Raw genomic sequence first — 23632 nt, forward strand, 5'->3', positions numbered from 1 at the left:
ATTTTACAGATTTGCAATAAGCTCTGATTTTCCAACAATTCCTCATTCAGGCGCTAGTCTTTTTGATTGCACCTGCCTATATTTAAAGGCAGGCCACATCTCGTAATTTTCTTCCTGCAATATCATTTATGCATTGAATACAAATGAAAAGCTACAACACAAGAAAGTTAATTTATGATAGCCTGACTAATATTATCATTTGGATAATTTTCCTTTTCTATTTTATTCTCATCCGGTCATATGGAGTGGAGGAAACCCCTGCATTTGAAAGAACAATGGAATTTAATATATTCAGGGGAATAGCTCAGGCCATTACGGGAGGGCTAATTATTGGCATACTATTCAGTGTTATAAATCTTGGATTTGAATTTACCAACCTCCGAAAAAAATCTTACCTGGTCATCATTCTTATAGAAACTTTTTGCCAGTTAATAATTACATTATTAGCCATTTTGGGTATAATATCCGTTACCCGGAATTACCTGCCGGCCGATGAAATAATTGATATTAAAGCCATCACAGCCGGAATTATTTTTGGCAAAACCTTTTTCATTTTTTTTAGCTACTCCTTAATTGTAAGTTTATTTATCAACTTCTTTAGATCGGTAAAACAAAAAATTGGGCCTCACGTATTCTTCAACCTTCTTTTGGGCAAATACAGAAATCCTATAGAGGAAGAGCGAATATTTTTATTTGTCGATCTGAAATCATCCACTACCATAGCCGAAAAGCTTGGACATATTAAGTATAGCAACCTTATAAAAGATTGCTTCAGCGATCTCACCGAAACAATTTTTCAACACCAGATAGAAGTCTATCAATATGTAGGTGATGAGGCTGTACTTACATGGAAAATGAAGGAAGGATTGAAAAACCATAATTGTATTAAAGCATTTTTCCACTACCAGGATACTTTAAATAAAAAATCACAATATTATACCCGAAAATATGGATTGGTACCGGTTTTTAAAGCAGGAGGAAATATCGGAACTGTTACTACTACAGAGGTAGGGGTTATAAAAAGGGAAATAGCCTATCATAGTGATGTACTAAATACAGCAGCAAGGATTCAGGGAAAATGTAATGAGTATGGGCAAAGCCTGCTTATTTCTGAATCTTTGAAAGAGAAACTAAAATTGGATAATTCTTATATTTCCAATGAACTTGGGGAAGTATTATTGAGGGGGAAAAATGAAGTAGTAAAAATCTTTAGTGTGGAGCAAACCTCTTCTACACTTTCTAAAGCATAAAAAAGAGCCAATTACTTATATTCATTATTGACTCTTTTTAAAATTAAATTTTTGGCTAATTCGAATTAACCAACATTATAAATTTCCATGATTTCACTCAGGATCTTATCAAAATCTATATTAAGATCAATTAGTTTTCCCGAGTGAATATCGAACACCCAGCCATGTACTTTTAGATTTCGTTCCTTGAAAGCATTTTGCACTTCCACTGTCTTGATCACATTAACACACTGTTCCTGCACGTTCAGTTCAACCAGTCTTTTGTATCTGGCTTCTTCATCTGCAATGGCATCCAATTCCTCCTGATGCAATCTGTATACATCACGAATATTTCTCAGCCATGGATTCAAAATACCCAAATCAGCAGATTGCATGGCCGCTTTTACACCACCGCAAAAATAATGGCCACAAACCACCACATGATTTACTTTTAAATGCGCAACAGCATAATTGATTACCGACATTGAGCTTAGATCGGTATTGGGTACCATATTGGCAATATTCCGATGGACAAAGATATCTCCTGGCTGCCCCCCCATTAGGTCTTCAGCTGTAACCCTACTATCAGAACATCCAATGTATAAAAATTCCGGGCTTTGACCTTTTGATAAATTTTCAAAATAGTTCTCGTCAATTGAAAGTTTATCAGCAATCCACTTCTTGTTGTTCTCAAAAATTATTTCTTTGTTCATATTGGTATAAGTATTCAGATTAAATTGATGAATTTTTTATATTACTCAAAGTAAATTAAACATTTTGAACTTTAAATGAAAAACTAAAAGAAATTATTCCTTAATCCAGTTTTTAATTCACCTTAGTTAAGGCTCATAAATTGATTTAAAACTTTAATTCTCTTAAGGAATATCATAATGAAGATCTCTATCATCATGAGTGAAAAAATAAGCATAATTTGATCTTAGTGCTTTCCATCCAGCTTCAGTACTATACTTTTCATTCATGACATCTTCCCAAGCAATTCTCATTTGCCTTGCACAAACTATTGGGGGAACTTGCCCTACACCTGCTCCCAAACCAGGTATGGCCATACTTTTCACTTTATTTTTTACTAATTCACCATTTTCCAATTTACCGTATTTCCACAAGGTTAAAATGGCTTTCATAGCAAGGTAAACATTTGGAGACCTTAAAATCGTCATTGGAGTCCTCATAGTTGGGGCGGAGATAAGATAGGGAAAATCATTATGATTAGTTTCTACAATTAGGGATTGTCCGACTAAAAGTTCTCCAAAGAATTCATTTCTGATTTTTTGCTGAACCAATTTTTCAATGTGCCAACCAAGGTTCTTGGAAATAGAAAAATCTATTCCACCATTCATATAGCCAAAACTATTTGCCGGGCTAACAATCACATCAGAAGGGTGATTAAAAATAGAATCTTTAATTATAGTTACATTTTCAACATCTTTAAAAACTGTTTCCCATGCCTGGGTTAATTTTTCATTAATTCCAATAAGTTTAAATTCCATAAATTTTATTTAGACTCCAAACTTAAATAATTGTCATTTCCCCTCACAGCAATGCTTAAATTTTTTACCACTTTCACATGGGCAAGGGCTGTTTCTACTGACCTTAATTTTATTTTTCACCAAATTCCTATCATCCATTTCATGATCGAAAATTTCCTCCATTGCCTCATAAAGTGCAGGGTGTTTTTTAGCCAGGAGTTTTGGCCTTTCAAAAAAATACTCACTGGCTACCGCAAAAAACTCAGCCCTATTGGTACCTCCATATGGATTAATATCAGACTTTTTCTTATAAATTTCATCAATTTTTTTGTTAATCAAATCCAGCCAGGGAATGGTATATTGCTTTTCCAAAAGCAGGGCAGGAATACCATCCACACTGCCATCCAGTTTATCTATCAGGTGTACAAATTCATGGATAGCCGTGTTTTTCTTATCCGTTTCATTCTGAAAACCATGATGTAAGGCCGATTTGGATAAAATCATTTTCCCTTCCATATAGCCGGTTCCCACCATGCCCAGAATATTTCTTCCTTCGCCAGAAGTTTCAAAATTTTCATTGAACCGGTCCGGATAAATCAAGACTTCTTTTAGGTTGGAATATCGCCAATCGGGGAATCGGAAAACAGGAATAATCGCACTGGCCGCTACTAAAACCTTATCCGCAATATCTATGGAAACTGCAATTCCGGTAATTTTACAATTCAGTAAAAATTCCTGAATTTTATTTTCAAACAAAGCCCTTTCTTCTGGTGAAAGTGCATGATAAAAATTGACTTTTTCAAATAAAATTATCCTCCACGGGGAAGGGAAAGGATCCTTGGGCAATACCCATTTCTTATCACTCAATATTTTCCTCAGCAAAAAAAATATTCCAACCAATAATACCAGGGCAATAATTAAATTTGTCATATTGAATTATCTAAGCACATGTTTTAAACATTTAGTCTTTCTGCATAAGGCACCACTTCCCCAAATTCCAAATACCGTTTGAGCAATCGCAGGTACATGGCCCAGCAAAAGCTGGAAATCCTAAAATGCTCACTTTCCGATTTCCAGTGGGAATTGTAAAACTCCACTTTTGTTGAACCATTATTTGCTTTTAAACCAAATCCGACTTTGGTTCCAATCCAATCTTTATCTGCTTTGGTAATGGTAAGTTCAAAAATTTCATTTTCCACAAACTGGCTTACTTTGGCCTCCCATTGATAACCAGGACCAAAATCGAAGTGATAAATCTCATTTATACTTGGCGTTCCCTTGGTTGACTTCCCCCACCAGATATCCAGTCCTTCCGGGGTGGAAATACACTCAAAAACTTTATCTATTGAAGCATTGACTGGAAATTTGTGGAGGATATTGGGCATTTTCTTGAATTTTAGATTTCCTGAATTTAAAAATAAATCTGATTTTAAAAAAGCCTCTAACTGGTGAGGCTTTTAGGTTTTGAAATTTAAAACCATGTGAGAGTAAAACGCTATAAAAATAATTTTCCTAATATTTTATACAAATTGCTGTACTAAAAAGAGCAATCCAAATGCACCAAAGATAAATGCCCAATATTGCATTTTAATCCAAAATAAACTGTGGTTGGGCTTAAATACAATTTCCTGACCTGTGGCTTTATCAATTACCGTTCTCCCTTCTTTCTCATTCCACTTTTTACCCATAAACCAGCTAAATGCTCCAGCCAGAAAAAATGCCAACACAAAAGCATAATCACTATATGCAGGTGGGAATAACTTCACACCTAAAACAAAAGATACAATTAACACCAAAACGGAGAGTATCCCTCTACCTGACCAAACTACCATGATAGGTTTTATTAATTATTGAGCGTTTACTTCGATTTAAAGTGTCATTCAGCATATTCCCACCAAGTAAAACCGGGATTTGGGATAAAATCGGGAAAAAGATTACAGACCATTCGGAATATAAACAATTGAACTAAAATAACCATTTAAAATAACGGCAAATACACCTGTAGCATTAACCCAAAAATCACATGAAAATTTCAGCATTTAGCTGGATTATTTTTTCAATCACTACCAGAGAATATTTAGTTCATGACTTTCAGGTACTTCTCAATAATTTTTTGTTCTACTCCCAGTTCTTCAATTTTTTCAATCCCACTTTGGATTAAAGTATCATCCTTAAAAACAATTGTAAAGTCAAATTGATGTCCCTCCCATTCCCTAAAATTACAATACTCCAGATATTCGGTATACTGATCCCCCACCAGGGTATATGGCCCACCACCCGACACAAACAATGCCGTAGAATCAACACCTTTGTTCAGATCGTGATTGAAAAAAGCAAAGTGGGTATTATTGAATACTTTTATCATTTTCTTGCCTTGTCTGTCCACTTCGGTAATCGAGTCTCCTTTTATGGTGGTATTCGAAATCAATTCCCAGGTGCCAATTAAAGGGTTAGCCATTTCTGTTTCTTCATTTATTTCACTCTTTTGGGAACAACTTATGGCAGTAATTGCAAACAGAGATACTAAAATTATATATTTCATTTTTTAAGGGCTTTTAAATTTATCCATCAATATTAAGTAATAATTCAAAATTAACCATGTACTATTTTGCCATAAAAGACTGATAGAGAGATTACTATTTCTCGGAAATAATAGTACCCAGTATGGAATACCCCGTGTGGAGCACTGGTGCTTAAGAAAAGAATTTGTGATTTTACTTTGTAACATTGTAACCATATTTTGAACAGACAGCAATAAACATTTAGGCAAGCATGAAAAAACTTTTAGGCTATTTCCTTCAGGGGATTTTATTCGTCACACCACTTGCAGTTACTATTTACCTTATTTTTTCCACTTTCCATTACCTGGATAATATTTTTAATTTTCCCTATCCCGGAATTGGCTTATTAGTGATTATAGTTACTATTACTTTGATAGGAGCCATTGGCAGCTATCTGATTCAATTTCCCATGTTCAGGTATTTCGATAGCAAAATCAGGAAAATGCCTTTTGTAAAGATCATTTACGTTACCGTAAAGGATTTTGTGGATGCCTTTCTGGGACAGAAAAGAGGATTTAAGCGACCGGTTTTGGTTAAACTCTACGAAAATTCCGAGATCAGAAGGCTGGGCTTTATTACGGATGATGCCCACCACTTACTCAAAACCCCAACTGATTATATTACCGTTTATATTCCCCATTCTTTTGCCATTTCCGGGCAACTCTACCTTATGCCTCCAAGCTATATCACAGAAATAAAGGGAAAACCCACAGACATTTTAAAATACATTATTGCTGGTGGTATAGCTAAGGTGGAGGAGTGAGATTATAGTTTAGAGCAAAATTCCGCTTTATTTGAATTTTTGAATATTTCTTTTGTTTCTTGAAAGTAAAAATAAACAGAAAAAAACATTATAATTACAATAAGGATAAGTGAATTAAGTCTGTATTTTTTGCAAAAAGCAAAAAGAAAGGAGATAATTCCAATGGGAAGCAAAATGTAGATCAATTTAGATTCAGCCTTCGTTAATTTATTCCTCAAGTCTAAATCTATATACATTTTTCCATCAATTGCAATTTGATTAACACTTTTAGAATTAATCATACAGTTTCCTTTATTAATATTCTCCAAGCCTTGTTTAGATAAAAAAACTTCAATTTTCCTATTTACAATAGCATCTCTTGTGAATTTTTCCTTGCATAAAGCATCACAAAAAAAATTTTCAATCCTAAATTGTTTTGCACAACCCTTTATGTTAAAACTATAATACCTTGAATTTTTAGAGGAATGGTATTCAGGTTTGGAGCTAAGAACTGCGCTTATTTTTATTAAATCCTTAGTCCTAACTATGTCTTCATTTTTGGTAGATTTCCCTACCAAGAAAACAACCATACAAAATGAAAACCCCATTAAATGACCATAGCTTTGAATTTTTGTATTCCTTCTTACCGATTTACTTATAGATGTTTCCTTCTTTTTCGTCTGCCTATTCTCAATATGTTCAATTAATCTTTCAAAAAAAAGGTCTATGGAATTATAAATTCTCTCTTTCTCCCATATAAGTTGACTTTCTAATGCATCTTGTTTTAACTGATCAGGTTCAATAACTCTTTTATATACCCAAATTTCCCAAAGAGGGGAAAATGCAAACCTCCACAAATATGAAATTCCAATAGAAAGAAATAAGATAAGAAGAGTATTTCCCTTAAGGAAAAATCCAAAAATTAATATTAAAGGTAAAGGTAAAAATACTGGAATCACTTTTAAAAAAAACTCCCCCCAAAAAAGAGCTTTATCCTTATCAATCATCAGAAGATTATCTCAAATAAAAAATTTTAATATATCTCAATTGCCTTATTTTGGATGGAAAAAAGCATACTCACCCCTTCACCAACCGAAATCCCAGAGTCTTTAATCTGGTAGAAGGTTCTCTTGCATTCCGGTCCCGAATTCTTACGCTACTTGACCGGTTCCCAAAAGTTCCTCCTCTTAGTACTCTGGAATCAAAAGATTTTCCTAAAGTATCACAAGGATACGGATTTTTGAAATTACTACACCATTCCCAAATATTTCCACTCATATCGAAAATACCCAATTCATTAGGTTTTAACATGCCAACTTGTTGAGATTTCCCTCCTGAGTTTTCCCTAAACCAGGCTACTTTTTCAACCTCATTACTTCCAGCATAAATAAACCCCTGACTCTTTAATCCTCCCCGGGCGGCAAACTCCCATTCTTCTTCTGTGGGTAATCTATAATTTCCCCCGGTTTTAAAATTCAGTTTTTTAATAAACTTCTGAACATCTACCCAGGAAACCTGCTCCACAGGGCAATCATCACAATCCTGATTGTAACCTGGTGTAGTACCCATTATTTCCTCCCAATCCAGTTGGGTTACCTCATATTTCCCAATAGAAAAATCATGAACAATAACAAGGTGGGGGCATTCATCGGCCATTCTGAGTGCCGGTTTTCCACCATCATCTACCTGATCATTCCCTCCCATCAGGTATTCCCCTCCATTCACAAAAACCATCTCCAAGCCCGATTTTCTTTCTTCTGATTCAACTGAAACTTTTTCCTCTCTCATTGCAGAGAAAAATTGAATTAAGATTAAAAACCAATAAGCTGTTTTGAATGCCATAATTTCAAAGGTAAGCAATTCAAAGAATGTATTTCTTCACATTTTTTTCAGCAAAAAACCAATGTGTGTTCCTCTAAAATTGTAATTCATCCTGTTTCAGGTATTTTTTTTCTCATTCTTTCCTTTAATCCCCTTCAATTCAATAAACTTGTGAAATTATTTAGCGATACGGAGCCATTGCCCCTGCTGAATAGAAAACACTATCATAAAATTTTTCCATGAAGATAAATTTCACCTCCATAAAATCTATTGCTACCATTGCCTTTGTTTCCTTACTATGTATTGAAATGGGTTCACTGGTTCAAAGTTGTAGTAAATCGGAGCACACTGAACAAGATCAAACAACTGGTAACTCAAAAAATAATGAAAAGGAGGAAGGCTTAATCAGGGTAAATCACGACCCAAATTACCTGGGAGACCAGACTTGTAAAACCTGCCACCAGACTGAATTTAAAGATTGGGAAAATTCTCACCATGACAAAGCCATGGCTCATGCTTCGGACAGCAGTGTAAGGGGTGATTTCAATGGTGTAGTGTTTGAAAGCCGTGGAGTAACCTCTAAATTTTTCAAAAAAGATGGGAAATTTATGGTGAACACTGAAGGACCGGATGGAAAAAATCACGATTATGAAATTTCCTATACTTTCGGTTATGAACCTCTGCAACAATATATTGTGGCATTTCCCAATGGCCATTTTCAATGCCTGAGAACCGCCTGGGATACAGAAAAAAAGGTATGGTTTGATCTTTATCCCGATCTGGATATTGATCCCAGGGAATGGATACACTGGACCAAAGGAGGACTGAACTGGAATACGATGTGCTCGGATTGCCATTCTACCAATGTGAAGAAGAACTATGACAATAAAACCAGTTCTTTCGATTCCGAATATTCCATTATTAATGTAAGTTGTGAAGCCTGCCACGGTCCCGGGAAAAAACATGTGGAGTTTATGCAGTCAGGTAATTTTAAGGAAGGATCAAAATACCACCCGGAAGATCATTTGCATCTGACCAGCGGATTATCATCTATCGAGCAGGTTGACCAATGTGCCAGATGCCATGCCAGAAGGACTCAGTATGTAGATGGATTTGACCATAATGGTGTTTTTATGGATTATTATGCTCCTCAAATAATCGGAGATGAATTTTACCATCCCGATGGTCAAATCCTGGATGAAGACTATGTTTTTGGTTCATTTACTCAAAGTAAAATGTATCATAATGGGGTGAAATGTACGGATTGCCATAATCCACATAGTTTAGAACTAAAAGCCAAAGGCAATCAGCTTTGTTTGCAATGTCATGCAGGGAATCAGTACGACACCAAGAATCATCATTTTCATGAAGGCGAAAATGAAAGTACAGAATGTGTGAATTGCCACATGACAGGCAAAACCTATATGGGCAATGATTTCAGGAGAGACCATAGTTTCCGCATTCCCCGCCCCGATCAGAGTATTGAGTATAATACTCCAAATGCCTGTACCCAATGCCATGAAGATAAAAGTGATGAATGGGCCGTTGCGGCTATTGAAAAGTGGTACGGCAAGAAAAGAGACCCGCATTTTTCTGATGCCCTTACTAAAGGAAGTACAAGATCCCCTGAAGCCATGGGTGATTTGGTAAATCTTCTACAGGATACTCAACAACCAGCCATTGCCAGAGCCACAGCCCTTTGGTATTTGGGACAATTGCCCAACCCGGAAATTTTTGATCCTATAGTTTCAGGCTTATCAGATCATGAACCCATTGTGAGGTACACCGCAGCACGTGTTTTAATGATACTTCCCCCAGAGCAGAAAAAACAATTACTTACGCCTTTACTTTCTGATTCTATTAAATCTGTAAGGGCCATGGCAGCCGGAGCATTGGCGGAAATTCCCATCAATGAATTTGAGGAATCGGTAAGAGGAAAATTCACCAAAGCGATGCAGGAGTATAGTATTTCTTTAAGTATTAATGCAGATTTCCCAGCCGGGCAAATGGCTTTCGGACAGTATTTTGATAAAATTAATCAACCATCAAAAGCAGAGCAGGCATATAAAAAAGCCAATGAACTGGATTATTTGTTTAATCCTTCCAGAATTCATCTGGCCAATTTGTATAATTCGCAAGGCAAAAATGAAGATGCACTGGCTCTTTTCCAGACCGTAATTCAACTCGAGCCGGAATATGGTCCTGCTTATTATTCCACTGGTTTGCTGTTGGCTGAAATGAAAAGATTAGATGAAGCAGTGGAATATCTGGGAAAGGCCGCCAAACTTGTGGGAAATAACCCCAGGATTTATTACAACTGGGGACTTGCTTTGCAAAATTTAAACAGAATTCCTGAAGCTGAGGTTGCCTTTCTGGAAGGTTTAAAAGTAGATCCAAACTTAATTGACCTGGATTATGCCTTAACTATATTGTATTTACAACAACAGCAATTTGCCAAGGCAAAACCACATGCAGAAAAATTATTGGCTGCCAATCCAAACCAGCCTCAATTTCAGCAATTTATGCAGACCATCAATACCAATTTAAAATAAACAAATTCAGCAACCATGGCACAAAAAATAAACCCTTTTCATGTAGCAATTCCAGTTTATGATTTACAGGAAACAAGAAGTTTTTACCGGGATATCCTTGGGTGTGAAGAAGGAAGAAGTTCAGACCATTGGGTAGATTTCAATCTTTTTGGACATCAGTTTGTGATTCATTTGAAACCCAAACCTGAGCAAAAAGAAGGATTGCACCATAATCCTGTTGACGGTCACGATGTCCCTGTACCTCATTATGGTGTGGTGCTGGATTGGGAAGATTGGGAAAACCTGAGAGATAAACTGATTGCAAATAACACGAAATTCGTGATAGATCCTTATATCAGGTTTAAAGGCCAGACAGGAGAACAAGCCACTATGTTTTTCCTTGATCCATCCGGAAATGCCCTGGAGTTCAAATCCTTTAAAGATATGAATCAACTTTTTGCCAGTTGAATTACAATCCAATTGCTGCAAAAAAATGAGGGACAAGTTATCTTTTCTCAATTACGTAAATATGATAAATTATGAATCACAAAAATCAATCAAGAAGAAATTTTATTAAATCCGGTTCCGCACTTTTAGGAACGGCCTTGCCGCTGATGAGCATGTCAAAACCATTTGAAGCATTGGTAAAAAACTCAAAATACTACGACACGCTTGGAGTTCAGCTATATACTGTTCGTAATCAGTTAGATAAGAACTTTGAAGGGACCATAAAAGCCATAAAGGAACTTGGATATTCCCGGCTGGAAGCAATGGACTTGGAAGATCAATTGCCAAAATTAATGCCCATAGCCAAAGATTTGGGTTTGAAGGTGAATAGTTCTTTTTTCAAATGGACTTACTTAACTGGCAGATGGGATTTGGTAAGTCCTGGAGGAACTTCTACCCCACCCAAAGGGAAAACGGTAGATCACGTAATTGACCTGGCAGAGAAAAATAATCTGGAATATCTTGTTTTTGGTTACTTAAGGCCAGAGGAAAGAGAAACTTTGGATGATTTTAGAAAAATTGCGAAAAAATTGAACGAGACCGGGGAAAAATGTAATAAAGCGGGAATCAAACTGTGCTATCACAACCACTCATTTGAGTTTGAAAAGAAAGGCGATGCCACTCCCTTCGATATTTTAATAGAAGACCTGGATCCGAAAATGGTTCAGTTTGAGCTGGATATTTTCTGGGCAAGCCTTGGCGGATGGGATCCCGAGAAAACCATGAAAAAACTGAAAAATAGAATTCGTCTGCTGCATCTCAAAGATAAAAAAGCAGGTGCCCCTGTTATTTATAATGAAGGGGAAGTCCCGGTAGATACTTTTAAAGAACTTGGAAATGGAACTGTAGATATTAAAGGAGTTTTAGCCCTTGCCGAAAAAATCGGTGTAGAGCAATGTTATGTAGAGCAGGACCAGTCTCCGGATCCAATAAAAAGTATTGGCGAAAGTATTAATTTTATGAGTAAAGTCTGATCCATATGGGGTTGTTTAAAAAATAAAAGGATTTGAAAATAATGAAAATTACCTTTTCCTAAAGGGAGATAAAGTAGAAATTACTGGAAATACAATAGTAATACATCATTATTCGGCTACTTTATTTTTATTGATTGCAACATGTTTCTTTCTATCCTTGAAAAAAGAACTTTTTACTCAACCCCTTTTTTCTGCATTTTCGATATATCGAACTCAGGTAATTGTTAACAAACCTTTCTGCTATTTTTTTTGACCAGTGTATAACCCATAAATGACTTTGGCTAGATCATTGATTATTAACAACTTAGTACTACTCCTTTAAACAGATGTTATTTCTCACCTACACTGGTTAACATATATTAAGGCAGGCAGGTTGAGCGATGATTTTAAAATGATTTTTTTTGCTTGTGAAATTTTTTAGACTGTACGAATAATCCTTTTTTACTCTCTTTTCTGGATTAAAATGAGAAAAAAATTAAGACTCACTAATTTACTGACAAAACCTTTTATTGTACTAACATTAGCCATTTCACAAATTTCAGCATTGAATCCACTTCAATTAATCAAGGCTAAGTTGAAAAATCAGGCACAGGTTGCTTGTAGTGCCGATCAGGTTTTCCAAACCAATAATAATGAATGTTTAGAACACAAAAATGAATATTATTGTGTGGAACTTTCTGTAACAGAACAAATCGGTCCGAATGGCAACAAAATAACCCACACCTGGAATTTAGGAGATGGAAACCTGAGACATGGGCCAAAACTGGAACATTGCTATGATGAATATGGAGAATATCCTATTCTGTTAATTTCCCAAAGGGAGATGAATGGAATTCCCATAATTGATACAACTGAATACAATGTCAATATCGATGAAATTGTGATCATTCAGGAAATTAAAGAAGATCAGTTTCAGTATTATTTCGATGGCTCCAATACTTTTATCAATCAGGATTTTAAGATTGACAATTATTACTGGAGTTTTGGTGATGGTAATTACGATTGCCAGGTGCTTACATCCAACAGGTATTCAAAACCAGGAGAATATGATGTCAGGCTTATTGTAGAGGGCATAGCCGAAAATGGTTTGAAAAAACGGATATGCGGAAAAAAGAAAATAATTATCAAATAATAGTTGAACTTTAACAATCCTTAAACTCCTAATTTAATTTTTTTGCTTCATCATTATCCTAAAAGCACTACCTTTGTTTTTTTATTCCCAAAATTTGATTTGTCGGGAAGGATAAACATCCATATCCTGGCCATAACTAACTCAAAATAAGATTTCTACAGGATTTTTTCTTATTAATCCTGAGTGCACAGAATAATACATAATTAAATATAAAACAAATTACAAAAGATGAAACATGCATGGCATGACTTCCCTATTGGGGAAAATGTTCCTAAAGAAATTACTGCGGTAATTGAAGTTCCTAAAGGGTCAAAAGTAAAATATGAACTCGATAAGGAAACAGGCGGAATTAAAGTGGACAGAATGCTTTACAGCGCAGTTCATTATCCTGCAAATTATGGTCTAATCCCCAAAACCCTTGCTGAAGACAATGATCCAATGGATATTATTGTATTATGCCAGGAATCAGTTGTACCGCTTTCAATTATGAGAGCAAAGCCTATTGGGTTAATGCAAATGATAGATCAGGGAGATAAGGACGATAAAGTAATTGCCGTTCATCTTGATGATCCTGCTTTCAATCATTATGAGAGTATTGATGAACTTCCCAAGCATGTTTTAATTGAGATTCAGCGCTTTTTTGATGACTACAAGGCATTGGAACACAAGATCACAAAGGTAGATGGCTTTTTACCTGCTGAAGATGCATATGCTACAATATTGGAAAGCCAACAAAGATATATTGAGCAGTTTGTAAAAAAATAAGTTTTAGTTTAGGAGGAACCTCCGGTAAAACTAAGGGGAAGGGAAATCTTTACATGGGTTCCTTTCCCTTTTTTACTTTCTATTTCTATTTTTCCTTTATGGGCCTTTACTATTCCCAAGGTAATGGATAAACCCAGCCCGGTTCCCTTTCCTACCTCCCTGGTGGTATAAAATGGTTCAAAAATTCTTTCCCTGACTTTAGCCGACATCCCTACACCACTGTCAGTTATTTTTATATAAATCCAGTTTTGATCTGAATTGGTACTAATAATTATTGCCCCCTTATCTTTGATGGATTGAATACTATTGAGCAAAATATTCATAAAAGCCTGATTCAATTTTCCAGGGAAGCAGGTAATAGAAGGAATAGCACCATAATCTCTGGTTACTTCTATTCTGTTCTTTAATTGATTTTGCAATAAAAGTAAAGTAGCATCCAGCCCAACGTGCAGGTTCACATTTTTGGCCACCTCATCCCCTGCTCTGGAAAATGCCTGCAACCCTTTCACTATTTCGGTGGCTTTTACTGCCCCTGACCCAATATCTTCCAGAACTTTTTTGGATAATTCAACCCTTTTGTAAAAAGCTATTTTATTTTTTAATTTTTCCAGAATCTCCAACTGCTCACGGAAATTTTCAGGGTTAATTTTTTCAACTTCCTCCACCACTTTCACAATATGTTCTATTAAAATCCTCAACCCTACAATCCCCGCATTGATGTAGTTGATTGGATTATTTAATTCATGGGCAATACCCGCGGTCAGCACTCCTAGAGAAGCCAGTTTTTCAGACTGTACCAGTTTACTTTGAGCCGTTTTAAGTTGATCAAAAGTATCTTCCAGCTTTTTGGTACGCTCTACTACCCTGTGCTCCAGTTTTTCGTTTAATTCATTTATTTTTTTTGAAGCAAATTTTTGATAGGAAACATCCCTGAACTGGGCAATAATAAATTCTACCTCATTCTCCGGGTTTTTAATGCCTTTTAATTCCACTTCAAGAAAAACAACCTCTCCTGAACTACGGACAAAGTGTTTTTCCAATACCATTTCTTCAAGTTGTCCATTCAAAAGTTTATGGTAAACCGGCAAAACCAGATCCAGCTCATTTTTAGGGGAAAAGTCAGTAAGAGATTGACCAATGAGGTTTTCCCTGGAAAAATCCAGTAAATCACAAAGTTTGTCATTTACCATTATCCACTCCAATGCACCGTTGAGTAAGGCCATACCTACAAGCCCCATATTGAAAAAGTACTTCAGGTTTTCATCATTTATTTCGGGAATGCTATTACTTTTAGGATCATTTCCATTTTGTTTCAAATACCCTGAGTAACCGGTAAACTCCTGATCCTTATTATAGCTTTTGGTGACAAAAACCTGACTCTTTACAATGGCAGCTGTTTTAGTGAGAAAATTCAGGCTCGTTTTGGCAGATTTTGAATTTTGACTGTCCATTGCCTCCAATAAACCATAAAAGGTATCTCTATCGTGCGGCAATAGAAATTTCACAAATGGTTTACCCAAGCTTTCCTTTAAATCAAATCCCATAGTCCCTTCCCAGGCCTCATTTAAAAAAAGCAAATTAAACTCAGGGTCTATGAGGAAAACAATTTCATTCTGGCTCGAAATTGAGCCATTGAATAAATTTAAATTCACCTTATGGACAATCTAGTTTTTTGGAAATACCAAACCCTTTCCCAGCGGGAAGAGATTTTTTAGTTAGTAGTTTTTTAAGTTGTCAACAATTTCGGAAAATCAAAAATTAGTTAGTGGTCATAGATCTTAATTCATAAAATAAGGCAAAAGGAATAGCTAATTCAGTCCTAAGGCCATAATAATTAAATGCAAAAAATTAGTATTTTGGTAGATCTTCTTTCAAGTTACAAAAAAATTGGAAATAATGCTTTATTCTTGAATAAACATTGAAAATTTATTTTTTTCCTGTTTTTTATTTTCGAAAAGCCAAAAATCTATTTAATGTTATTCTTGGTGAATATGCCTAAATTCTCCAGCCAGTCCTGAATATTAAATTTTTCAATTTTAAAAGAAATGATTATTGTTCAGGTACTTATTATTAACTTTGCGAAAAAATAACCCTGGCGATTTGAATGTGAAAAATCAGACTCAACTCCGGGAGCTTTATACAATTGAACCCAAAATATACCAGATTTCCGTTCCTGGTACGATTAAATAGAGAAATAACACTTCATTATCAAACAGTTATGGGAAATTTAAATGTATTTTTAAATTTCCTGAGTGATTAAAGCTGTTCGATTAAAAGTTAATTACCTCCTGAAGATTTTTTATGCTGAACTATCCCCATCTTCTTCTCTTTCATGCGCTCTTAATGTTAGCCGCATTACAGACACGGGCTCAATTCCCCAATTTTGTGAACTATGCCCAGGATGAAGGATTACCACAAAGCTATATTTATTCTATCTCACAGGATGACCTGGGTTTTTTGTGGCTGGGAACCGGGAATGGTTTTTCCAGATTCGATGGACATCAATTCAAAACTTACAATATAAAAGACAATCTGCCGGAAGATTTTGTTACGGCCTCTCTGGTAGATAGCAGGGGTAACCTTTGGGTAGGCCATTATCAGGGAGAGATCAGTAAATTCAACTTTTCGCAAAACAAATTCATTACGGTCCCGACAGATGAAAATAAGAGAAGCAGAATTAATCAAATTTTAGAAATTCCGGACGGATCTATTCTTTTTGTGACTCAAAACAGCGGTATAATTAAAATCACGGCTGATGGAAATTTAATTCCCATCGAAAATAAAACCGAATCTTTTTTCTATAGTGTACAGCCTTATCAGGGGAACAAACTGCTTATTGGGACTAATAATGGATTAATTATAGGTGATCTTTTTAATGATGAAATCCAAAATATCAGGAGACCTTTGGCTTTTGTCAATCAGAAGGTGAATACCATTGTGCCAAACAAATTTGGAGAGGGCTACTGGTTGGGCACCGATGAAAATGGGTTGTATCTTTTTGAATCAGAGCAAAAATTCAGAAATATTTCCACCAGAGAAGGTTTGTCTTCCGATGATATTAAGTGCATATTCCCTAAAAATGAACATCAACTTTGGGTAGGAACTTCCGATGCAGGAGTTAACCTATTGGTTTGGGACAATCAGGAAAATGAAATCAATAGTATCACTACCTATTCCACCAAAAATAACCTGCCAGACGACCATATACTATCCATATTCGCAGATAAAGAAGAAAATATCTGGGTAGGGACCAATGGTGGAGGTCTGGCCCGTTATACCGGAGAAAAATTTGCCCTTGAAAATGAAGGTTTCCCCTCCCCTTTTGTGAATGCCATTTATCAGGATAATGCCAAAAACTATTGGTATGCCACTGATAAAGGAATCGTAAAACACCTGAATTTGCCAGAAGGAAAAGAAATCATTTACTATAATGAAATTCTTGGGCTGGACAGCCTTGCCGGCTCCGCTATTTTACAGGATAAAAATGGAAATATGTGGCTGGGATTCAAAGAAGGAGGCCTGTATTTTATCAGTGAAGATGGAGATAGTATTCAGAATTTTTATGACAGAGATGATTTTCAATCGCGGATGATAAATGACCTCACCTTAGATAAAGAAGGTAATATCTGGGTAGCCACAAGGCTAAATGGGGTTTATTATTACAATTTTAAAAAGAATACTTTCAGGCGATATTCTACCAATGAAGGATTTCTCCATAATAACATTAGCGATCTGTTTTGTGATTCTAAAGGAAGAATCTGGATTTCCTCATCGGTCCCGGGACTGAGTTATTTTGAAGATGAAGTCTTTTTCTTTTTAAATGATAATGAAACCATCAGAGGGATAGAGTTTAATTGCATCACCGAAAATGGAGACGGCAACATCTGGCTGGGATCGGATGGGAATGGTCTTTTTGCATACAATGGGGAAACTTTCACGAATTTCACGACTTCCGAAGGGCTACTTTCCAATTATATTTATTCCATTGGTTGCGACAAGAAAAACGATTTGTGGGTAGGTTCCAGAAATGGTCTTACCCGGTTAAATACTTCCACGCTGGTTTTCGAACAGTTTAAGAATGATTTGGAGGGACTTGCAGGAATAGAAACCAGCACCAATGCTTTTTATCTGGAACCTTCTACTGGAAAAGCCTATTTTGGGGTAAACAGGGGGGTTCTGGTATATGATCCGCTTGAAGATAAACTCAATGAAGTAAAGCCCAATGTGTATATCACCGGCCTCTATGTTTTTGATGACAAGGTAGATATCAATCAGGATGTAGTTTTACCACCAGGGCAATATAGAATAAGATTTGATTTCCTGGGGGTAAGTTTTAAAGAACCCCAGAAAATGCGGTACAAATACCTTTTGGAAGGGCATGACCTGGAATGGTCTGAGGCTACTAGTGAAACCACTGCGAGATATCCCAGAATTGAAGATGGCACCTATACCCTTAGGGTAAAAGCCGCCAACAGCGATGGCATTTGGAATGAACAAGCCACCACATTTTCTTTTGAAATACAAAAGCCGTTCTGGAAAGAATGGTGGTTTTATGGTATTCTGGCGGTGGCTTTTTTGAGTGGTGTTTATATCTATAATAAAATCCGGTTGAGGAATCTAATTATCAGCAACAGACAATTAGAGGAGAAAGTAGCTATTCGTACTGAAGAACTGAATAATGAAAAGGTTAAACTGGAAAAAGCGAATGTAAAATTAGACCACCAAAAGACAGAAATTGAAGAAGCATACCATAAACTTGTTGATCTGGAAAAATTTAAGGAAACCCTCATCAATATGATTGTGCATGACCTTAAAAATCCATTGAATGCGGTAATTTCCCTCACTGAAGGCTCGCCAATTGTTCAGCAGGCAGGGAGGCAAATGTTGCATATGGTCATGAATATTCTGGAAACAAGTAAATTTGAAGAGGCCGATATGCATCTAAATATTAAGACCTGCAATATGCGGAAAGTTGTGGAAATTGCAATGAACCAGGTAGGTTTGCTTGTTCAGCAAAAGGGCTTGAGAATAAAAAAGGAATTCAGAGGAAGGCTTTGGGTAAAAGCCGATGATGAGCTAATAGTCCGTGTACTGGTTAATTTGCTTACCAATGCCATAAAATTTACAGATCCGGGTGGGGAAATAAAAATTTCAGGTGAAATTAAAAAAGAGGATAACCATTCTTTCGTTTTTATTGCCATAAAAGATACTGGCTCAGGAATTAATCCCGATTTTTTACCGGCTATTTTTGATAAATTTTCCCAGTTTGAAAGCAAAGATTTAGGCAATACAAAATCAACTGGAATAGGCCTTACTTTTTGTAAAATGGCGGTTGAGGCCCATAACGGAAAAATTGGAGTTACCTCGGAAGTAGGAAGAGGAAGTACATTTTATTTTTACCTGCCCATGGAAGAAAAAGTAGTGAAACAGGGTCCAAATGGCAAACATACGGAATTGGAAAATGATGAAGAACTTTACGCTCCAGTGCAAATTTCTTTATCCGAGAAAGATAAAACTGTATTGACCAGCCTTGTGGGGCAATTAAAAACTCTGGAAATTTACGATACCAGCGACCATATCCAGCTACTGGAAAATATGCAAATTGAAAGCGGAGAGATTGCCCAATGGAAAGAGGAAATAGAGCAATCGGTCCTTTCCTTTAATGAAAAACGATATAAGGAATTATTGGAACTGGCTTCAAATTAAGCCCTGCTGCAGATAACCGGGCACAATTACCCAGCCTGGTTTCAGACGCAATTCAATTGCTCCAAAGCACATTATTCGAGGACTTTCCCACAGGTGACGATCGTACCCTAATTCAGTCCAAAGGAAGTTGAAGACTTATAAAGTTGAAAAATAATCATTTAATTCTTCTTCGCTAACCACTCTGAAATAATAGTTTTTATCCCATATTCCGGGCTGGTAAGCACTTCTTTTTTGAGATGTGTTAAATAACTTTTGGCACCCTGCATGGAAGCCTGGGCTAAGAAAAACACTTCCACTTCATCTTCTACTTCCTGAATCTTATGGGCTATTTCCTTTTCATATAATTCAAATTCGCCTTCTTCAAAAAAGGGCCAAAACGCTGAACAATCGTAGTTCACTAAATCAATGCTCTTCCCCTGAATTTTTGCCCTGTTCAATAGCAATCGGTTACTGGTATCCTGGGTGGATTTAGCGGTAAAAACTACTCCAATCTTCGAAAAGTTAGCAACAATATAATCGGCAATGGGTAAATCGATTCTTTCCACGCCTTCGGTCTCTTCGCTCAATTCACCATAAGTAGAGCAGGTACAAATGATTAAATCCGGTCCGGCCTTTTTAATTTCCGCCACTTCTCTTTGGAAATTATCTTCATCCAGTTTCCCGCTTTTTAAAGCCCGATCCAATATTTCACTATTTACGAAATGCCGAATATCCAATCCTTCAAAGTGCTTTTTGATGATTTTTTCAAATCTTTCTACATGAACCTCTCCGGTATGTAATAAGGCTATCATTTTGTTTGTCTTTTTGTATTTGTATAAGTTAATCATTTTATACGGTAATCATGAAACCCAGCCCTTTTCCAGTCATTTCCTTCCTTTACCCAGATATTGGTTACCCTGAATTCTTGCTCCTTTTCCGTTCCGGAATTATTACTGATAAAGGAAATTCTGGTACTTACAATTGCCATATCATCATACATTTCAATTTCCGTCTCTGTCATTTGATAATTTTCAATCTTTAATTCCCCACTTTCAAGCGAACGCTTTCTTTTCTTCAAATAATTGAGCCAGGTTTCTTTTCGAATGGGTTTGGAATTGCCATTGGTATGCAGATAATTCTCCGTTACCATTTGCTCCAATTTTTCTAAATCTGCCGTATTAAAAGCCTGGTTAAATTCATTTATTTTTTGTGTGAGTATTTCAATTTCCTTGTCCAAAGAAGTAGTAGTGTTTTTCTTTTCAAAGGAACAACTCTGGGAAATAACCAGTAAAACAACTATACATAAACACTTCATCATCAGGCCATTAATCATTTCAATTACATAAGAGAATTACCAGGCTATTCCAGTTTAATTTTCCTCTTTTTCCCTTTTCCAAATGCCTTTCGCATATCAATTTTAGTCACCCTGGAATTATCCAGTTTATAAGCCAGTATAAATTCCATATTCGTCACATCTATAAAAGAGGAATATAAAGTCCCTCCTATTTTACCATTCTCTTCAGGTTTTGGAATTTGGGCAGCAGGCCCCAACACATTACTTACTTTTAGAAAAGAAGGAGGAGTTTCATTACTTTTTAAGGCATCGACCTGCTTTTCAATGGCAGCATATCGATAGCAGGGGTAATTACCTCTGGTAGTATCTGATAATAGAAAATTAGTCATTACCAGATGATTTTCATTTATCCAAACCAGTTTCCTTTCCTTATCCACCCATTCCACCACTACTGCATTTCCCTGCGCATCTCCGAACATGACATGTGCATTTTTCAGGGCAATTTTTCCCTTTTCTAAAAAAATCAGGGCTTCTTCCACAGTCGAACAACTGGCTAATATTCTGTCTCCCAAATTGCCCTTTGGTGAGTGATATCCCTCAGGTATTTCCTGTTCCGGAGTTACTGCACCATCGAAAAACAAGCCGTGCTCATTAATTCCTCCCTGAGCAAAATTATCCCAGCCATACCAAAGCCTGGCATGTTCGTGATTGGTTTTGGGCATGAGCTGGATATAAGCTTTGGTATCGTACCAAAAATCTTCATTATTGGCAATGTATATGTTTCCGGTTTGCGGATCAATATAATAGACCACCGAACAGGCACTGGTCTTCAAATTACCCAAAAGCAGGAAAAAAAGGGAAATAGCAAGTAGCGTTTTCATAAAAAATTCAAATGGTTAGTTCAAATAATCTTCTACATTTTGAATCACCTTTTGAGATAATCTGAAATAAGCCTGGTCTGTCATTCCCGATACTTTGTCACTTAAAATCACCCGATCCAGTTGTTTATAATCATCTATAAAACCAGCAGCACCATCGGCATCCAGAATAGTATAATGATCTCCTTCGGTCATCCATTCTTTAAATGCCTCCATATCATAGGTTGGACCGATGGAAGTATTAATTAATACTGAATTGGGTTTTATTTTATCAAATTCGGCATGACCAAGAATTTTGGTATTTCTGGGCAGATGAGTAGTAATGACATCCACTTTAGAGAGTAATTCGGGTAAGGGCAAATATTTTAAATCCGCAGATTCAAATTCAGGCTTTCTGGTTCGGCTGTAATAATTCACCTTCATACCAAAAGCCAAAGCCACCTGAGCTACCATTTTTCCTAATGTTCCAAAACCAATAATACCCAGCTGTTTTCCTTTGAGTTCTGTCTGTTGGGATTTCCACTGCCATTTTCCCAACCCTTTAGCCAAAGCAATCAATTGGGAAAAGACAAATTCCACTACACCTTCATCACCATAATCCCTGACCCCACGAACAGTTATTCCTAAAGACTCCGCAGCCAAAACATCCACATTAGCAGATTTTTTATCAATCAGACTACAACACATGCCAATGTATTTCAGGTTTTTGGACTTCTGAATAACCTCTGCAGAAACTTTTGTTTTCCAACTTACAAACAAACCATCCGCGTCCCCAATTCTTTCGAGAAGTTCCGTTTCAGTTTGAGGATAGTCTTCATAGATTTGGATCTCTGATTTAGAAAAATCACTAAGCCTTTGAATAGCCCATTGCTCCAAATTTGTTTTATCCACACAAACTAGTTTTTGAAATGGTTTGGACATGAAATTGACGAGTCAGTTAATTAAAAAATGGATTTCATGGCAAATATAAAAACGAAGTTGAAGTGATATAAACTTTTTGTTTTAAAGCAAAAATTGTCACCGTGCGACTGCCGGATTAAGGTTCTAAGGAAGTAGAAAAATTTGGACTGCGCCAACACTTGGTAGCAGCGCTACCGATGTACCGGACCATACTAAATTTTTATGCGAACTGAGGTTCTTGAACCGGGCAAACGCTATATGGTGATTTGCAGCCTAAAGAAATAAGTTTGAACCACTTCTTTTTCTAACAATCAAAATCCTCCCCTTTCTTCACCATCTCCATAGTTTTTTCAATAAATTCCCCAATTCTGGTTTCCGCAATTTTATTTGATTTTTTAAAGCGGATACAGCCCTTTCCCATATCCAGTCCTTCCAGCAAATCGCCATTCTTATCTATTTTGTGAATATCCCCCACATAAAATCCAACGAAATGCTTTTGGGCATTGAGATGGAAAACAGACTTGTCATTTTCCTTGTAAGCCAGCATTTTATACTCAATACATTCATTCAGGTCTGGCGCCCTGGAAATAATCGTATCCCGAATGGACAAAAGGGTTTCCTTCCTCCAATCATCTTCAAGTATTTCAAAATACTCTGCAGGTGTATTTACTTCGTATTGCATCTGATTTATGTTTTGATTTTATTTTCCCCCAGTTGAATCCTTTTTATTCAAATTTCCCATGAACAATCCAAGCCCTACCCCAAGAGCTGCTCCCAGCGCCACTCCAATCGCAATATTTCCCATAGCCACACCCAGAGCTGTTCCGATACCCGCTCCAAGAGCGATTCCAACTCCTAAATAATTTTGTTGTTTCATCATTGATAAATTTAGTGAAAAATTAGTTAGCAATCTATTAGTATTGTGAATACAGGTTTTATTTCAATCTCTGCCTTTTTTTTAGAAAAATCAGCTAGGTCAGGATGAGAAGAGAGAAAAAACACTTTCCAGGAAATATTCGGATTGGTCCCATTTTTATTTCGATTGAAACTAATTTGGCATTTGAAATGCCCTGCAAAATTACAGACGCAATTCAGTTGCTCCCGAGCCAGCTTGAGGTTGAGAATA

At 36.3% G+C, this 23632-nt stretch carries 23 protein-coding genes; 8 read left to right on the forward strand and 15 right to left on the reverse strand.

Features of this window, described 5'->3' with window-relative positions:
• Nucleotides 1–143 precede the first annotated feature (143 nt).
• On the forward strand, nt 144–1250 hold the full coding sequence (locus A3EM_RS0119890; RefSeq protein WP_020530001.1) for an adenylate/guanylate cyclase domain-containing protein: 1107 nt from the start codon (nt 144–146) through the stop codon (nt 1248–1250).
• A gap of 65 nt (nt 1251–1315) precedes the next feature.
• Here A3EM_RS0119890 and A3EM_RS0119895 read toward each other — a convergent pair whose 3' ends face one another.
• The 6 genes from A3EM_RS0119895 to A3EM_RS0119920 all read right to left on the reverse strand — a co-directional run bounded on the left by A3EM_RS0119895 (nt 1316) and on the right by A3EM_RS0119920 (nt 5258).
• The gene (locus A3EM_RS0119895) at nt 1316–1942 is read right to left on the reverse strand and encodes a carbonic anhydrase (protein ID WP_020530002.1); all 627 of its coding nucleotides are present in this window, start codon (nt 1940–1942) and stop codon (nt 1316–1318) included.
• A 162-nt stretch (nt 1943–2104) separates the two neighbouring features.
• On the reverse strand, nt 2105–2737 hold the full coding sequence (locus tag A3EM_RS0119900; protein WP_020530003.1) for a macro domain-containing protein: 633 nt from the start codon (nt 2735–2737) through the stop codon (nt 2105–2107).
• 33 nt (nt 2738–2770) lie between these two features.
• Nucleotides 2771–3646: a zinc-dependent peptidase gene (locus tag A3EM_RS0119905; protein WP_020530004.1), complete on the reverse strand. Its 876-nt coding sequence runs from the start codon at nt 3644–3646 to the stop codon at nt 2771–2773.
• A gap of 23 nt (nt 3647–3669) precedes the next feature.
• Nucleotides 3670–4101, reverse strand: a complete 432-nt coding sequence (locus tag A3EM_RS0119910; RefSeq protein ID WP_020530005.1) for an SRPBCC family protein — start codon at nt 4099–4101, stop codon at nt 3670–3672.
• Between the two features lie 135 nt (nt 4102–4236).
• A complete protein-coding gene (locus A3EM_RS0119915) occupies nt 4237–4548 on the reverse strand; it encodes a hypothetical protein (RefSeq protein ID WP_020530006.1) in 312 nt (103 codons plus the stop codon).
• A gap of 245 nt (nt 4549–4793) precedes the next feature.
• Nucleotides 4794–5258 (reverse strand): hypothetical protein, encoded by a 465-nt coding sequence (locus A3EM_RS0119920; RefSeq protein WP_020530007.1) that lies wholly within the window; start codon nt 5256–5258, stop codon nt 4794–4796.
• 230 nt (nt 5259–5488) lie between these two features.
• Between A3EM_RS0119920 and A3EM_RS0119925 the strand changes: the two genes are divergently transcribed.
• The gene (locus A3EM_RS0119925) at nt 5489–6040 is read left to right on the forward strand and encodes a DUF502 domain-containing protein (protein WP_020530008.1); all 552 of its coding nucleotides are present in this window, start codon (nt 5489–5491) and stop codon (nt 6038–6040) included.
• A gap of 2 nt (nt 6041–6042) precedes the next feature.
• Here A3EM_RS0119925 and A3EM_RS0119930 read toward each other — a convergent pair whose 3' ends face one another.
• Together A3EM_RS0119930 and A3EM_RS43045 are read right to left on the reverse strand one after the other, a co-directional pair.
• Complete coding sequence (locus A3EM_RS0119930) at nt 6043–7026, reverse strand: hypothetical protein (RefSeq protein ID WP_020530009.1); 984 nt, start codon at nt 7024–7026, stop codon at nt 6043–6045.
• Between the two features lie 70 nt (nt 7027–7096).
• Nucleotides 7097–7861, reverse strand: a complete 765-nt coding sequence (locus tag A3EM_RS43045) for a formylglycine-generating enzyme family protein (RefSeq protein WP_020530010.1) — start codon at nt 7859–7861, stop codon at nt 7097–7099.
• 218 nt (nt 7862–8079) lie between these two features.
• On the opposite strand from A3EM_RS43045, the gene A3EM_RS43050 reads away from it, so the two are divergent.
• The 5 genes from A3EM_RS43050 (at nt 8080) to A3EM_RS0119965 (ending at nt 13749) form a co-directional block, all read left to right on the forward strand.
• A complete protein-coding gene (locus A3EM_RS43050; RefSeq protein WP_020530012.1) occupies nt 8080–10392 on the forward strand; it encodes a tetratricopeptide repeat protein in 2313 nt (770 codons plus the stop codon).
• A gap of 15 nt (nt 10393–10407) precedes the next feature.
• Nucleotides 10408–10839: a VOC family protein gene (locus A3EM_RS0119950; RefSeq protein ID WP_020530013.1), complete on the forward strand. Its 432-nt coding sequence runs from the start codon at nt 10408–10410 to the stop codon at nt 10837–10839.
• A gap of 71 nt (nt 10840–10910) precedes the next feature.
• Nucleotides 10911–11852 carry a sugar phosphate isomerase/epimerase family protein gene (locus A3EM_RS43055; RefSeq protein ID WP_020530014.1) on the forward strand — a complete coding sequence of 314 codons (942 nt, stop codon included), beginning with the start codon at nt 10911–10913 and terminating at the stop codon, nt 11850–11852.
• Nucleotides 11853–12315: 463 nt separating this feature from the next.
• Nucleotides 12316–12984: a PKD domain-containing protein gene (locus A3EM_RS0119960; protein WP_020530015.1), complete on the forward strand. Its 669-nt coding sequence runs from the start codon at nt 12316–12318 to the stop codon at nt 12982–12984.
• Between the two features lie 228 nt (nt 12985–13212).
• The gene (locus A3EM_RS0119965; protein WP_020530016.1) at nt 13213–13749 is read left to right on the forward strand and encodes an inorganic diphosphatase; all 537 of its coding nucleotides are present in this window, start codon (nt 13213–13215) and stop codon (nt 13747–13749) included.
• Between the two features lie 8 nt (nt 13750–13757).
• On the opposite strand, the gene A3EM_RS46030 is transcribed toward A3EM_RS0119965, so the two are convergent.
• Nucleotides 13758–15401, reverse strand: a complete 1644-nt coding sequence (locus A3EM_RS46030) for a PAS domain-containing sensor histidine kinase (protein WP_020530017.1) — start codon at nt 15399–15401, stop codon at nt 13758–13760.
• Between the two features lie 691 nt (nt 15402–16092).
• Between A3EM_RS46030 and A3EM_RS0119975 the strand changes: the two genes are divergently transcribed.
• Nucleotides 16093–19455, forward strand: a complete 3363-nt coding sequence (locus A3EM_RS0119975; protein WP_020530018.1) for a ligand-binding sensor domain-containing protein — start codon at nt 16093–16095, stop codon at nt 19453–19455.
• 158 nt (nt 19456–19613) lie between these two features.
• Here A3EM_RS0119975 and A3EM_RS0119980 read toward each other — a convergent pair whose 3' ends face one another.
• The 6 genes from A3EM_RS0119980 to A3EM_RS47665 form a co-directional block, all read right to left on the reverse strand.
• A complete protein-coding gene (locus A3EM_RS0119980) occupies nt 19614–20246 on the reverse strand; it encodes a hypothetical protein (protein ID WP_020530019.1) in 633 nt (210 codons plus the stop codon).
• Nucleotides 20247–20278: 32 nt separating this feature from the next.
• The gene (locus A3EM_RS0119985; RefSeq protein WP_157637984.1) at nt 20279–20752 is read right to left on the reverse strand and encodes a nuclear transport factor 2 family protein; all 474 of its coding nucleotides are present in this window, start codon (nt 20750–20752) and stop codon (nt 20279–20281) included.
• A gap of 41 nt (nt 20753–20793) precedes the next feature.
• On the reverse strand, nt 20794–21609 hold the full coding sequence (locus tag A3EM_RS0119990) for a carcinine hydrolase/isopenicillin-N N-acyltransferase family protein (protein ID WP_020530021.1): 816 nt from the start codon (nt 21607–21609) through the stop codon (nt 20794–20796).
• A 15-nt stretch (nt 21610–21624) separates the two neighbouring features.
• Nucleotides 21625–22527, reverse strand: coding sequence for an NAD(P)-dependent oxidoreductase (locus A3EM_RS0119995; protein WP_020530022.1), 903 nt, complete (start codon nt 22525–22527; stop codon nt 21625–21627).
• A gap of 283 nt (nt 22528–22810) precedes the next feature.
• Nucleotides 22811–23188: an iron chaperone gene (locus A3EM_RS0120000; RefSeq protein ID WP_020530023.1), complete on the reverse strand. Its 378-nt coding sequence runs from the start codon at nt 23186–23188 to the stop codon at nt 22811–22813.
• Between the two features lie 18 nt (nt 23189–23206).
• Entirely contained in the window at nt 23207–23386 is a 180-nt protein-coding gene (locus A3EM_RS47665; RefSeq protein ID WP_026210437.1) for a glycine zipper domain-containing protein, read from the reverse strand.
• Nucleotides 23387–23632 lie beyond the last annotated feature (246 nt).

Source organism: Flexithrix dorotheae DSM 6795, from assembly GCF_000379765.1.
GTDB classification, from domain to species: domain Bacteria; phylum Bacteroidota; class Bacteroidia; order Cytophagales; family Flammeovirgaceae; genus Flexithrix; species Flexithrix dorotheae.

Excerpts from the sequence above, each read along its gene's own strand:
- A3EM_RS0119890 (WP_020530001.1), top strand. The coding sequence starts at position 144 with ATGAAAAGCTACAACACAAGAAAGTTAATTTATGATAGCCTGACTAAT.
- A3EM_RS0119895 (WP_020530002.1), bottom strand. The coding sequence starts at position 1,942 with ATGAACAAAGAAATAATTTTTGAGAACAACAAGAAGTGGATTGCTGAT.
- A3EM_RS0119900 (WP_020530003.1), bottom strand. The coding sequence starts at position 2,737 with ATGGAATTTAAACTTATTGGAATTAATGAAAAATTAACCCAGGCATGG.
- A3EM_RS0119905 (WP_020530004.1), bottom strand. The coding sequence starts at position 3,646 with ATGACAAATTTAATTATTGCCCTGGTATTATTGGTTGGAATATTTTTT.
- A3EM_RS0119910 (WP_020530005.1), bottom strand. The coding sequence starts at position 4,101 with ATGCCCAATATCCTCCACAAATTTCCAGTCAATGCTTCAATAGATAAA.
- A3EM_RS0119915 (WP_020530006.1), bottom strand. The coding sequence starts at position 4,548 with ATGGTAGTTTGGTCAGGTAGAGGGATACTCTCCGTTTTGGTGTTAATT.
- A3EM_RS0119920 (WP_020530007.1), bottom strand. The coding sequence starts at position 5,258 with ATGAAATATATAATTTTAGTATCTCTGTTTGCAATTACTGCCATAAGT.
- A3EM_RS0119925 (WP_020530008.1), top strand. The coding sequence starts at position 5,489 with ATGAAAAAACTTTTAGGCTATTTCCTTCAGGGGATTTTATTCGTCACA.
- A3EM_RS0119930 (WP_020530009.1), bottom strand. The coding sequence starts at position 7,026 with ATGATTGATAAGGATAAAGCTCTTTTTTGGGGGGAGTTTTTTTTAAAA.
- A3EM_RS43045 (WP_020530010.1), bottom strand. The coding sequence starts at position 7,861 with ATGGCATTCAAAACAGCTTATTGGTTTTTAATCTTAATTCAATTTTTC.
- A3EM_RS43050 (WP_020530012.1), top strand. The coding sequence starts at position 8,080 with ATGAAGATAAATTTCACCTCCATAAAATCTATTGCTACCATTGCCTTT.
- A3EM_RS0119950 (WP_020530013.1), top strand. The coding sequence starts at position 10,408 with ATGGCACAAAAAATAAACCCTTTTCATGTAGCAATTCCAGTTTATGAT.
- A3EM_RS43055 (WP_020530014.1), top strand. The coding sequence starts at position 10,911 with ATGAATCACAAAAATCAATCAAGAAGAAATTTTATTAAATCCGGTTCC.
- A3EM_RS0119960 (WP_020530015.1), top strand. The coding sequence starts at position 12,316 with ATGAGAAAAAAATTAAGACTCACTAATTTACTGACAAAACCTTTTATT.
- A3EM_RS0119965 (WP_020530016.1), top strand. The coding sequence starts at position 13,213 with ATGAAACATGCATGGCATGACTTCCCTATTGGGGAAAATGTTCCTAAA.
- A3EM_RS0119975 (WP_020530018.1), top strand. The coding sequence starts at position 16,093 with ATGTTAGCCGCATTACAGACACGGGCTCAATTCCCCAATTTTGTGAAC.
- A3EM_RS0119980 (WP_020530019.1), bottom strand. The coding sequence starts at position 20,246 with ATGATAGCCTTATTACATACCGGAGAGGTTCATGTAGAAAGATTTGAA.
- A3EM_RS0119985 (WP_157637984.1), bottom strand. The coding sequence starts at position 20,752 with ATGATGAAGTGTTTATGTATAGTTGTTTTACTGGTTATTTCCCAGAGT.
- A3EM_RS0119990 (WP_020530021.1), bottom strand. The coding sequence starts at position 21,609 with ATGAAAACGCTACTTGCTATTTCCCTTTTTTTCCTGCTTTTGGGTAAT.
- A3EM_RS0119995 (WP_020530022.1), bottom strand. The coding sequence starts at position 22,527 with ATGTCCAAACCATTTCAAAAACTAGTTTGTGTGGATAAAACAAATTTG.
- A3EM_RS0120000 (WP_020530023.1), bottom strand. The coding sequence starts at position 23,188 with ATGCAATACGAAGTAAATACACCTGCAGAGTATTTTGAAATACTTGAA.
- A3EM_RS47665 (WP_026210437.1), bottom strand. The coding sequence starts at position 23,386 with ATGATGAAACAACAAAATTATTTAGGAGTTGGAATCGCTCTTGGAGCG.